Origin of the sequence: Micromonospora sp. AMSO12t (assembly GCF_008806585.1) — a bacterium.
Lineage (GTDB): Bacteria > Actinomycetota > Actinomycetes > Mycobacteriales > Micromonosporaceae > Micromonospora > Micromonospora reichwaldensis.
Genome location: NZ_WAAS01000038.1, coordinates 26351 through 37597, shown reverse-complemented (window position 1 = coordinate 37597; position 11247 = coordinate 26351). Strand labels below are relative to the sequence as shown.

The following is an 11247-nucleotide window of genomic DNA, read 5'->3' as shown; positions in this document are numbered from 1 at the left end:
CGGGCTCGTCGGCGGCGGCGTGGTCGGCGGCGGAGTCGTCGGCGGCGGGGTGGTCCCGCCCGAGGCGTACGTCTCGAACTCGGCGATCCTCGGCGTACCGGTCGCACCGGTGATCTCAAAATTGATCTTGCGCAGCGACGTGGCGGCGAAGTTGATGACCCCGGCCCCGTTGCCGCTGGCCAGGGTGGCGCCGGTGTCGTTGTTGACGACCCGCCAGGAGCCGATGACCCCGACGGCGCCGGCCGCCTCCCGGATGTTGATCGAGGCCACCGTGGTGGCGGTGCCCCACTTGATCGAGACGCGGCCGGTCGAGCCGGCAGGTGACCAGTAGGTGCTCATGCTGCCGTCGAGCACGTTGCCGTAGCTGGTGCCGCTGGCCTTGCTGGAGCCGTCGGAGCCGGCTCCGAGGCTGAGGTTGGTCGCGTTGGCGCCGACCGATGCGGGACTGGGGCCGCCAGTCGCACCCGACGCCTGGGTCATCGGCAGCGCCGCGGCGAGCGCGGCTGCGGCAGCCACGGCGGTGCCGCCGGCAAGAAGCTTGTGTCGCACTGTGGTTCGCACTGTTGGACTCCTCAGGAGTGAGCACGGTGCGGGGCACTGCCTGCACAGCCCGACACCGCATGCGGCTTCGTGTCCGTACCCTCAGCCCGGCCAGGGATCGAAACATCGATGAAACACAGGCTAGGAAAGCGCTTGCCCGCGAGGCAAGTGCGGAGACGTGCAGGTTTGTTGCATACGGCAACGCCGGACGCTGGCGGCCCCTACATCAAGAACGTGGATCGAACCGCGCACCAGCCCAGCATCGTCTGGCCTGCTAGAGCCTGGCGTCGAACCTCGGCCACCCTGGTTGCGCCCGGCTGATCGCCTGGGCCGTCGCGGCAGGCTCGGTGAACTGGTGCGTGTGCAGGCCGAGGCGTTCGGCGGCGGTGGCAGGCGATGACGCCGAACAGATCGAACAGGATGACGTCGGGCATGACGGTCACGCCTGGTGGACGATCGTGCCGGCGGCAACGAGTGCGTTCGCGTCGTCCTCGGCCACGTCGTCGGTGGTGACGACCATGCTGATCGCGGATATGGGCGCCACGAACGCCAGGGCCGTACGTGCGAACTTGGCGGGGTCGGCGACCACGATGACGCGATGGGCCGAGGCGATGATCGCCCGTTTCATGGCGGCGTCGGCGAGGTCGTAGGCGGTCAGCCCGTCGGCGGTCAGGCCGCAACAGCCGAGGATCGCGGTGTCGAGACGCAGCGCGGCCAGGGACGCCTCGGCGGACGCGACGGGGTAGGGATCGCTCGTCGGACGAGCAGACACCGAGCAGCCAAATGTCCGCGAAGGACAGACAAACAATTGACGTTCGTGAATTGTGGGTCAGTCGACGATACCGAATCCGCCGGACCAGGGGACCTTCTCATTTGACGCCAGGCCTATCTGCAGGAAGCCGAGAGCCTCCATCTCCCGAGCGCGCTTGAGCGAGCCGGCGTCGATCGCCTTCAGGCCACTGGCGGTGACCACGCCAGCGAGGGTCGCCTTGGCGTCTGCGTCGTCACCGGCGATCAGAACCGTGGTGGTCAGCGGGCCGACGGTTCCCTCGGCGAGGGTACCGGCGAACGTGGTGTTGAATGCCTTGAGCAGTCGGGAGTTCGGCAGCTTGGCGGCGATCTCCTCGGCCGCCGAGGAGTCGGCAGGGACGGTCAGGGAGTCGAAGGTTTCGAAGTTCAGCGGGTTGGTGATGTCGACGACGATCTTGTTGTCGAATTGGCCGGGGCGCTGGGCCAGCACCTGATCCACGGCTGGGTAGGGCACCGCGAGCACGACGATGTCGCCGTCGACCGGCTTGTCGGCATCCTCCTTGCCGAGCAGATCGACCACGTTGTCGTCCCTGGTGAGAGCGGCGGTGATGGCCTGTCCCATGTTGCCGGCACCGATGATCGAGATGTGCGCCATGAAGCTTCCTCAACAAATGGTCGGTGATTCAGAAAGAAGCTGCGCCCGCAGCGCATCGCGTCGCCATCCTCCCACGGCCCTCGCACGTGACGCGGCGAATTGGCGATCCGACGACGCTTTCCGTGGATCGCTGTAGCCTCGCCTGAAGACGTTATCGCCACTCGTGGAGGGGGTCGTGTCATGACCGACGACCAAGTCACCCGCAACCTGAAGGGAATGGACGATCTCGACTTCAAGGGTTGGAATTCGGCGGACTGGAACGGCGTTTTCGCCCACCATCACACTGACGACGTGCTGGTGGACATGAAAGGACAACCGCAGACCCGGGGCGTCCAGGAGCACATCGACGCGATGGTGGCGTTCACCCAGCAGAACGGTGGCGAGCCACCGCAGATCAAGTCGCACCCCATCGGTTTCGGATCGGGGGAGTGGACCTGCGTGGTGGGCGAGTTCGAAGACGGCGGCCGGATGGTGACGGTGGCAAAGTGGCGGGACGGGGCCATTGCTGAGGAGTACATCTGGATGTAGTGCCGTACGCGGCTCGCCACGCGCCACCGTCACCGTCGCCGATCCGCGTCCGTCGTTCGGAGCGGCATCAGGCCGAAGCGGTGGACGGGCACTTCTCCCGCGTCCCGGTGGCCTCCGGCCCGCGCGGCCGATCAGGCCGGTTCGCGGACCCCGCCGGACTGGTCACCGTCGTCCGGAAGCGGTTCGGCGGGTGCTTCCGGCAGCTCGTCGGGCGTATCGGGAAGTAGTTGCGCCGCGTCGTCGGGCACGGGCTCCCGAGGATCGAGCGGTGGATACAGCTCCGGGTCGAGATCAGGGTTGGTCATCGACCAAGTATCGGTCGCGACGGCCGTCACCGCCCGTCGACCGCTCATCGGGCGTACGCGGCACAGGGCCGCACCGGCCAACGACGGCCTACGACGAGAGGCTCCGGGGCGGCCACCCGAGACCTGCCCTGCTTCCTGCCGCCAGCCGCTGCGGATAATGCCGACGTGCGTTCGGACGTGGATCGTGGGGATGACGCGGCTGGAGTGGATGTCGCTGGTGGCGCCGCAGGCAAGCGGACGCTGATCCGCAGCCCACTGCGGTCCCGGACAGGTGTGGCCGCAGGCGACGGGTCGGCGTGGCGGGTCGTCGTCGGGTTCGGCGTGGTGAGCCTGGCCGCCGACATGGTGTACGAAGGCGCCCGCTCGGTGTACGGGCCGCTGCTGGCCTCACTGGGCGCGTCCGCTGTCGTCGTCGGGCTGGTCACCGGCGCCGGTGAGGCGGCGGCACTGCTGCTGCGGCTGGTGTCCGGGCCGCTTGCGGACCGGACCCGCCGGTACTGGTCGTTGACCCTTTTCGGGTACGGCCTGACCGCGGTCTGCGTACCGCTGCTCGCCTTCACGCCGCTGTTGGGCGGCGCTGGCCTGGCCGTCGCCGCCGTGTTGATCCTCGCCGAACGGTTGGGCAAGGCGGTCCGCAGTCCGGCCAAGTCGGCGCTGTTGGCCGACGCCGCCAGCCGCGTCGGGTTGGGTCGAGGGCTGGGCGTCCACAAGGCACTCGACCAGGTCGGCGCTTTCGCCGGCCCGCTGCTCGTCGCCGCGGTCGTCGCGATGGCCGCGGGGACCCTCTGGCCGGCGCTGGCCGTCCTTGCCCTGCCAGGCATCGTCGCGATGCTGTTGCTGCTCGCCGTTCGGGCGCGTACCGACGTGCCGGCCGCGAGCAACGCACCGGCCGACGGCACCCCCTCGGCGTCATCCGATCCGCCCGCCACCCGGGCGGTACGGCGGACGCCGTTGCCGGCGATGTTCCACTGGTTCGCGGCGGCGATGGCGCTGTGCACAGCCGGCCTGGTGACCTTCGGGCTGATCGGCTTCCACCTCGTCCGCGCGGGCGTCGTCGCGACCGCGACGGTGCCGCTGATGTACGCGGCGGCGATGGCCGCCGGCGCGATTGCCGCCCTCCTCACCGGCGCTCTCTACGACCGGATCGGCCCACGGGTGCTGATCGCGCTCCCGGCGCTGATCGCCGCCGTGCCCGCCCTGCTGTTCGGCGGTGGGCTGCCGCTGGCAGCGGCCGGGGTCCTGCTGTGGGGTGCCGCCGTGGGTGTGCAGGACTCCACCGTCAAGGCACTGGTCGCCGATCTCGTGCCACGGGAACGCAGAGCGACCGCGTACGGGGTGTTCGCCGCAGTACAGGGCGCGGGGGCGCTGGCCGGCGGTGCCGCAGCCGGGTTCCTGTACGAATTCTCGCCGGCAAGTCTGACGACTGCGGTGGCCATCACGCAGGTCATCGCCCTGGTCACGCTCGTGGGCGTCCTGACGAGGTTGGCCACGCGGTGACCGGTGGACGCGCGGGGTACCGGGCTAGTCGACCGCGATGCGCAGGCCACGCACCGGTGAGGCGACGACCAGGGCGAGGCTGAGCACGACGGGCACAGCCAGCATCAGGTACGCGACCCGGACCCCGTAGGTGTCCCCGGCCAGCCCGCCGATCAGGGCGCCGAACGGAGTGCCGCCCCAGGCCAGCATGCGCCCGGTGGTGTTGACGCGGCCCTGCAACGCATCGGGGGTGAGCAGTTGGCGCACGGTGATGCCGTTCGCGTTCACGGTCAGGCGCGCCACGGCCCAGATCGCCCATCCGGCCAGCGCCAGGGTGAACGCCGAGGTGCCGGCCAGGCCGATGAGGGCCGCGACGAAGATGACGAGCCCCACGATGGACACCGTTCCCTGGCCGGCCCACCGGCTGGCTCGGGGCAGAAGGACGGCGGCGATCAGCGAGCCGACCGCGGCGGCGGCGTAGAGCAGGCCGAGGCGCTGGTCCTCCGGGCGCAGGCCGAGAGCCTGGTCGGCGTGGACGACGAGCAGACCCAGCACGCCGCCGGCGGCGACGTTGAGGCCGAAGCCCGCGGCGGTCAGCGTACGCAGGACCGGCGTTCGCCAGAGGTGTTGCACTCCTTCGGCGATCTCGGCCCTCAGCCTGCGGGCCACCGTCGGCCCCGATTCCAACCCGGTCCGGATCTGGGCGAGCAGCGCGGCGGACACCAGATAGGTGGCGGCGTCGACGGCCAGCACCAGGGTGGGGTCGGCGATCGCGGCCAGGAGCCCGGCGGCGGCGGGTGCGGCGATCTCCAGCACGATCTCGGTGGACCAGATGAGGCTGTTCGCCCGGGTGAGCGCTGGCTTGCCGACGATGCGTACGAAGGTGCCCCAGGCTGCCGCGTCGAACCAGCAGAAGGCGCAGCCCACGCCGAACGCCACGATGAGCAGGTACCAGGAGGGCAGCGCATCGAACAGCGCGGCGACCGGCACGGTGGCGAGCAGGAGAGCGCAGCACACGTCGGCGGTGATCATCATGCGCTTGCGCGGCAGGCGGTCCGCGGCGGCGCCGGCGAAGAGCCCGAACAACAGGTACGGCAGGGCTTCGAGGCCGACCACCGCCGCCGTCAGCGTCGGGGAGGCGCTCGTACGGTAGACCAGCAGCGGCAGGGCGACGGCGCTGGCAGCGGTCCCGGCGACCGAGATCGATCGGGCGACGTACCAGAAGGAGAAGTCACGGTGGAACAGCCGGCGTCCTTCGACGCCGGCTGCCTCGGTGCGCTGTGTCACGGCCTGCGTCAGCCCAGCAGGGCGAGTTGCCGATCGTCGATGCCGGTCAGCGCGAGGTGCAGGTCCGCCGCCAGATCGTCGGCGAGGCGAGCCGTCGGCGCACCGTCCCCGTCGCCCGGGTGGAAGCACGCGGCGCCGCCACCACCGCCGGGCCAGACGTTACGGGCCACCGGCTCGTCGCCCTTGTCAGCGGGGTGGAAGCACAGGGTGCCGCCCGGGGGAGACTGACGAGCCTTCAGCTCACCGTTCTCGTCGGCGGGGTGGAAGCACAGAGTGCCGCCGCCCGGGGAAGAATGACGAGCCATCAGCTCACCGTCCTCGTCACCGGTGCGGAAGCAGGAGCCGCCAGCAGACATGTTGTCCCTCATCTCGTTCGAACTGGATCTGGTCGGGTGACCGTCGCCCTATCCGGCGACGGCCACAGGTGCCACCCCCGCCCGGTCGGGATGACGGGCACCCCGTGCCGCACCAGGCTGAAGCGCTCCAGCCCTGGGGCGATCGTGGTGGCCACCGCGATCGGTGAGCCGACTGGCGCGACCTCGCACACGTGGTAGCCGATGCCGTGTCGGGCCAGAGCCCGCCCGACGTGCTCCAGCCCCCAACCCGGGCTGCCGTCGCCGGCCATGTCCGCGCGTAGCGGCGCCGCCCGCACGGGGCCGGAGAGCAGCTCGTCGAGTGGCATCAGGGCACACCGTTGCAGTGCCGGCCAGGCCGCCAGACGCTGGACCGCGGGCGAGTCGGCGGTGGATGCGGAGAGCGCACAGACCTGGATCAGCTCGCCGAGGGCACGCGACGCGGCGTCGGAGGCCCAGAGCGACGCGCCGGCCCCGAGCCGGGTCGGCCCGCCGCTGGCCGCCGGGCTGACCGCCACGTACACCGGCACGTCCAGGTCCGTCGTGATGTCGAGCAGGTGTACGGGTGCGCCGGCCGCCCGTACGGCATCCGCGTGCAGCGAACGCAATCCGTCCGGCAGTTCGCCGACGGGTACGAGGTCGACGTCCGGGACTCCGGCGACGTACCAGCGCAGAAGCGCCTGACCGAGCCCGTCGTGTTCGATCAGCTCGCAGAGGCCGTGGTAGACGGCCTCTGCCAGGTCGACGCCTGCGGCGGTGCCCAGGCTGGACGAGTACCGCAGCAGACTGCGGTACGGCCGGACGTCGTCACCCGCCACCGGCCACCGGTAGTAGCGCGGATCGGTGAGGAACGTGGGATAACGGACCCCGCCGTAGGAGGCACACGCCGCGACGGAGTCCGGAAACTCCGCCGCCCACCGCTGCACGACCAGGTCGGGCTCCAGGGCGGACTGCCCGGCCACGACGCTCGCCGGCACCAGCCTGGTGGCGTCCGCGGTCCATCGGCGGTTGTCCCGGGCCGACATGAGATAGCGCTCCAGGGCCTCGAAGTACGCGCTCGCCTCGCCCTGGGGACCAGCTCCCTTTCCCACACCGATGGCGACCTGTGCTCCGTCCCGGAACAGCGTGACGCGCATGATCGGCGACGCGGCCGGGCCGAGGACCGCCGCCCGCGCCGTGAGGCCGAGCCGGGCGATCTCCGCTGAGGCCGTCGCGAGGGCGCACTCGGCGGGCACGGATCGGAACGACACCGCAGCCTCCCCCGGGACCATCCATCGGCCCGGACTGTGTCAACGAAATGCTTCGATGTCAACGGCTGGCAGCGGAATCGGGGGTTACGCGGACGTACCGCGTTCTGAGGTCGCCGCCGGGACAGGGAAGGGGGCCGAGCCGCGTTTCCGCAGCTCGGCCCCTCGTGAGCCTGGGCGCCCGAAGGAACTCGAACCCCTAACCCCTGACCTGCTCGGCTCGTCGGTGGCCGTCGCCCATCACCCACGTATGTCGGCCGCTTGGCTGTACGGATGGCTGTGCAGCCGTCAGTCCTCGCGCGTTGCTTCTGGCGTGGCCGCGCCCAGGACGAGGCCGCCTGCGGCCTCGCAGGCAGCAGCAGCCGAGGCCCCGGAAGCAGCCCTGATACATCGAGCCAGGACTCTTCTCACTCCCCGCCGAAAAAGACTTCCATAAATTGGATTCATGGATTCCACGATGGAATGCGGCCGTAAATCGACTGTACGATCCAGCAAACCATTCGGACCATTCAATCGGCGCGTCGTACGCCCGCCGGAATGGCCGGAACAAAGGGAGGCTGGGAGATGAGGCTCCACCGCGACACGATCTTCGCCCGCGAGCGTCGAGCCGGAACGGCCGCCATGGCCACGCTCGCCACCACGGTCCTGCTCCTGACCGTGGCTGCCGGACCGGCCACTGCGGCACCCGCCACCGAGGCGCCGTCCGGGACGACGACCGGCGAGATCCTCGGCACCGGCAACGCCACCGCCGTGCCCGGCAGCTATGTGGTCACCCTCAAGGACAGCGGCGGCACGGTCGGCGATCGGCAGGCTGGCGTGTCCCGCCTCGCCGACCGGTACGGCTTCCGCCCGGACCAGGTCTGGCGCGACGCGCTGAACGGCTTCTCCGTGCGGACCTCCGAGCTGGTGGCCCGCCGGCTGGCCGCCGACCCGGCGGTAGCGGTCGTGGAGCAGGACCGCCTGACCAGCTTGGCCACCACCCAGACGAACGCGCCGTGGAACCTCGACCGGATCGACGCACCGCTGGGACTCAGTGGCACCTACAACTTCACCAGTGTCGGGACCGGCGTCCGGGCGTACATCGTGGACAGCGGGATCCAGATCGGCCATGCCGACTTCGGCGGCCAGGCGGTGTACGGCTACGACGCCGTCGACGGCACGCTCCCGGCCAACGACTGCAGCGGGCACGGCACCCACGTCGCCGGCACCGTCGGCGGGACGACCTACGGGGCGGCCAAGAACGTTGTGCCGGTCGCGGTCAAGGTGTTCGACTGCGCCCTGCCGAGCACGCTGTCAATGTTGATCAACGGGATCAACTGGATGATCGCCAACCACCTCGCCGGGCAGCCGGCTGTGGCGAACATCGGCGTGCTGACCAGCCCCACCGTCGCGCTCAACACCGCAGTGACGAACGCGGTCGCCGACGGCATCACGGTAACGGTTCCGGCCGGCAACTCGAACGTGAGCGCCTGCACCGTCTCACCCGCGTCGGTGCCGGCCGCGCTGACCGTAGGCGCGACGTTGACGAACGACAACCGGGCAAGCTGGTCGAACTTCGGTCCCTGCCTGGACATCTTCGCTCCCGGCGATCGCATCACGTCGGCCTGGTGGAACTCGACCACCGCGACCCAGACGATCAGCGGCACGTCACACGCCGCGCCGCTCGTCGCCGGCGTCGCCGCTCGGGTGCTCAGCAACAACCCGACCTGGACACCGGCCCAGGTGGCCAGCTACCTGTTCAGCGTCGCCAGCCCGGTCGTGATCAACCCGGGGGCCGGCTCGCCCAACCGTCTCCTGTACCTGTCCCCGACGCTCTGACCGGGCCCTGCGTCCCGACCCCCGCTCGCCCCCCTGCGCCAGCCCAGGTCGACCGCGACTGACATCCGGGGCCTCCACCTCGGCACACAGGATCCACAACGCTGGGCCACAGTGGATATCGGTTCCCCCTGAGGCACCGGCGCCCCGACCATGATCCAGGCCAGCCGACAGGCAAACGCACTGGCCAACACCGATCGGCACGAGACCCCCGCCGGACAGCGCGGCGACAAGGGAGCACCAGATCCAACTCCTGGGACGCTCCGCCCCAACCCGCAGAATCGATCAAGGCCGTGACCGGCGTTTCCGCTGGTCACGGCCTTGATCGTGAAGTGCGCCCGAAGGGACTCGAACCCCTAACCTTCTGATCCGTAGTCAGATGCTCTATCCGTTGAGCTACGGGCGCTCGGTGCTTGGCCAGTCTACACACCCGGCTTTCGCGCGGAGACTCCGGGATTCGAACCCGGGAGGGGCTTTAAGACCCCAACCGCATTAGCAGTGCGGCGCCATAGACCAGACTAGGCGAAGTCTCCCTGGTGGCCCTGCAGACCACCGCGCCCGAGGATACAGGGCCGCACCCATCAGGAGCAAAGCGACTTCCCCGGTACGCCCCTCCGCCCACGCAACGGGCTGTCCCGAACCAGGCCCGGACTCGCCCCGGCCTCGGCTTTCCCTGCTGTGCACGGGCGTGATCAGGACTACGCTCCATCGATATGCAGGAGCAGCCGCCGCGCGAGCCGACCCGCCGAGAGCCTGCTGAGGGAGCGCGCCGACGCTCCCCGAAGGCGACCTTCAGTCCGCCCCCCGCGCCGCCGGAGCCGGCCGGGCCGGAGGATCCCGGGAAGCGCCCTCGGCGGGCGAAGCCGGCGCCTGCGGTGCTCTTCCAACCGCCCTCGGCCGATCCGCCGCTGCCCCGCCAGGCCGACCGCACGGCCGAACAGGCACCGCAAAAGCAGCCCGGCCAAGCCGACCGCACGGCCGAACAGGCACCACGAAAGCAGCCCGGCCAAGCCGGCCGCGCTGCCGAAAAGGCACCACGGGAGCGGCTCGGCCAGGCGGACGAGACCGGCAGGAGTGACGTCGCGCACACCGGCGGCGGCGTGCCCACCGCTGCCGGCAATCAGCCGGGGTCCGCCACCGCTGCGGGCACGCCCGGCTCCGGCACGCAGACCTCTGGCGGTAACGCCGCCCCAGTGCGCAAGGCGCCCGGGAAGAGGGCGGTCGCGAACAAGGCCGCGCCAACGCGACCGCCCACAGCAAAGGAGGCGGCAGACCAGGTCGACGCGACGACGCTGGCGGAGGCCGCGGAGCCGGGAACGGCGGAAGGCGCGGCGCCCCCGGCGGCAACGAAGGGCGCACCCGCTCGGAAGACCACAGCCGCCCGGAAGGCCGCGCCCGCGAAGAGGGCGACACCCGCGAAGAAGGCCACACCGGCCGCGAGGGCCGAGCCTGCCCGGAAGACGACGCCCGCGAAGAAGGCCGTCCCGGCGACGCTCACCCCGGCGACGGTCGCTGCCGAGGCTCCGGTCCAGGCCCCCGTCGAGGCCCCGACCGCCGCGCCCCCGCAGGTGGTCGAGCGGCATGCCGGCGACGGGGCGGCGGGGACCCCGCCGGGGCGTACGCCGGAAACGGTCCTTCGGCTGGCCGCCGCGCGGGTGCTGGAGCATCCCGCGTTCGCGCCGGAGTTGCTGGCCCTGGCCGCCGTCGAGGCGTTCGGGCCGCGTGCCCGCGACTGGGCGCAGCGGCTGCGCGACGCGTACCCCGATGCGGGAGCGGACGGCTTGGCGCGGCTCGCGACCCGGCGGTTCGTCCGGCAGGCCGGGGTGGGCGGGGCGACCGCCGCGCTGGCGGGGCTCTTCGCGCCGGTGGCCGAGCTGGCGGCCGTGCTGTGGGCGCAGGCCAACCTGGTGCTGCACCTGGCTGCGGCGTACGGCCGGGACCCGGCGCATCCGGACCGGGCGGTGGAGTTGCTGGTGCTGACCCGCGTGCACCCGGACGCGGAGAGCGCGCAGGCGGCGCTGGCGGCGGCCCGGGCGGCGGACGCGCCCGACGAGGCGGGCTGGCCCCGGGCGGCCGAGGCGGCGTGGCGGCTGGCGGCGCCGTTGGCCGCCCAGGCGGGCGGCTGGCTGGCGCTGCGGGTGGCGTCCCGGCTGCTGCCCGGCGCGGCGGTCCTCGTGGCCGCGGCCGGGGACGCGGCGGCGGCCGAGCGGCTCGCCGCCCGCGCGATCACCGCCTACCGGCGGCCCACGCCCCGCTGATCGCCGGCGGCCGGCGCTCGGCCGAGCGGAACG

At 71.4% G+C, this 11247-nt stretch carries 10 protein-coding genes, 2 tRNA genes and 2 pseudogenes; 4 read left to right on the top strand and 10 right to left on the bottom strand.

Annotated features, from left to right (window positions below; translation table 11 throughout):
• From F6X68_RS34100 to F6X68_RS08860, 3 genes and pseudogenes are all read right to left on the bottom strand, one after another.
• Positions 1–561: pseudogene (locus tag F6X68_RS34100) on the bottom strand (pectate lyase); the annotation flags it as partial.
• Between the two features lie 418 nt (positions 562–979).
• Positions 980–1270: pseudogene (locus tag F6X68_RS08865) on the bottom strand (decarboxylase); the annotation flags it as partial.
• A 99-nt stretch (positions 1271–1369) separates the two neighbouring features.
• Positions 1370–1945, bottom strand: coding sequence for an NADPH-dependent F420 reductase (locus F6X68_RS08860; RefSeq protein ID WP_151453794.1), 576 nt, complete (start codon positions 1943–1945; stop codon positions 1370–1372).
• A 180-nt stretch (positions 1946–2125) separates the two neighbouring features.
• On the opposite strand from F6X68_RS08860, the gene F6X68_RS08855 reads away from it, so the two are divergent.
• Positions 2126–2473 carry a hypothetical protein gene (locus F6X68_RS08855; protein ID WP_151453793.1) on the top strand — a complete coding sequence of 116 codons (348 nt, stop codon included), beginning with the start codon at positions 2126–2128 and terminating at the stop codon, positions 2471–2473.
• A 131-nt stretch (positions 2474–2604) separates the two neighbouring features.
• On the opposite strand, the gene F6X68_RS33430 is transcribed toward F6X68_RS08855, so the two are convergent.
• Positions 2605–2778: a hypothetical protein gene (locus tag F6X68_RS33430; protein WP_192581334.1), complete on the bottom strand. Its 174-nt coding sequence runs from the start codon at positions 2776–2778 to the stop codon at positions 2605–2607.
• Between the two features lie 342 nt (positions 2779–3120).
• On the opposite strand from F6X68_RS33430, the gene F6X68_RS08850 reads away from it, so the two are divergent.
• The gene (locus F6X68_RS08850) at positions 3121–4275 is read left to right on the top strand and encodes an MFS transporter (RefSeq protein WP_151453799.1); all 1155 of its coding nucleotides are present in this window, start codon (positions 3121–3123) and stop codon (positions 4273–4275) included.
• 24 nt (positions 4276–4299) lie between these two features.
• Here the strand turns inward: F6X68_RS08850 and F6X68_RS08845 are convergent, their stop codons facing one another.
• The 3 genes from F6X68_RS08845 to F6X68_RS08840 are packed head-to-tail and all read right to left on the bottom strand — an operon-like array spanning position 4300 to position 7144.
• Positions 4300–5541: an MFS transporter gene (locus F6X68_RS08845; RefSeq protein WP_192581333.1), complete on the bottom strand. Its 1242-nt coding sequence runs from the start codon at positions 5539–5541 to the stop codon at positions 4300–4302.
• An 8-nt stretch (positions 5542–5549) separates the two neighbouring features.
• Positions 5550–5897 carry a hypothetical protein gene (locus F6X68_RS33425; RefSeq protein WP_192581332.1) on the bottom strand — a complete coding sequence of 116 codons (348 nt, stop codon included), beginning with the start codon at positions 5895–5897 and terminating at the stop codon, positions 5550–5552.
• Positions 5898–5905: 8 nt separating this feature from the next.
• A complete protein-coding gene (locus F6X68_RS08840) occupies positions 5906–7144 on the bottom strand; it encodes a YcaO-like family protein (protein WP_192581331.1) in 1239 nt (412 codons plus the stop codon).
• A 561-nt stretch (positions 7145–7705) separates the two neighbouring features.
• Here F6X68_RS08840 and F6X68_RS08835 point away from each other — a divergent pair.
• Positions 7706–8959 (top strand): S8 family peptidase, encoded by a 1254-nt coding sequence (locus F6X68_RS08835; RefSeq protein ID WP_151453790.1) that lies wholly within the window; start codon positions 7706–7708, stop codon positions 8957–8959.
• A gap of 330 nt (positions 8960–9289) precedes the next feature.
• Here F6X68_RS08835 and F6X68_RS08830 read toward each other — a convergent pair.
• The 3 genes from F6X68_RS08830 to F6X68_RS33420 form a co-directional block, all read right to left on the bottom strand.
• Positions 9290–9362 (bottom strand) — tRNA-Arg (locus F6X68_RS08830).
• 36 nt (positions 9363–9398) lie between these two features.
• Positions 9399–9489, bottom strand: a tRNA-Ser gene (locus tag F6X68_RS08825).
• A 587-nt stretch (positions 9490–10076) separates the two neighbouring features.
• Positions 10077–10454 carry a hypothetical protein gene (locus F6X68_RS33420; RefSeq protein ID WP_192581330.1) on the bottom strand — a complete coding sequence of 126 codons (378 nt, stop codon included), beginning with the start codon at positions 10452–10454 and terminating at the stop codon, positions 10077–10079.
• Between the two features lie 70 nt (positions 10455–10524).
• Between F6X68_RS33420 and F6X68_RS34715 the strand changes: the two genes are divergently transcribed.
• Positions 10525–11214: a hypothetical protein gene (locus F6X68_RS34715; RefSeq protein WP_305069286.1), complete on the top strand. Its 690-nt coding sequence runs from the start codon at positions 10525–10527 to the stop codon at positions 11212–11214.
• Positions 11215–11247: the final 33 nt, after the last annotated feature.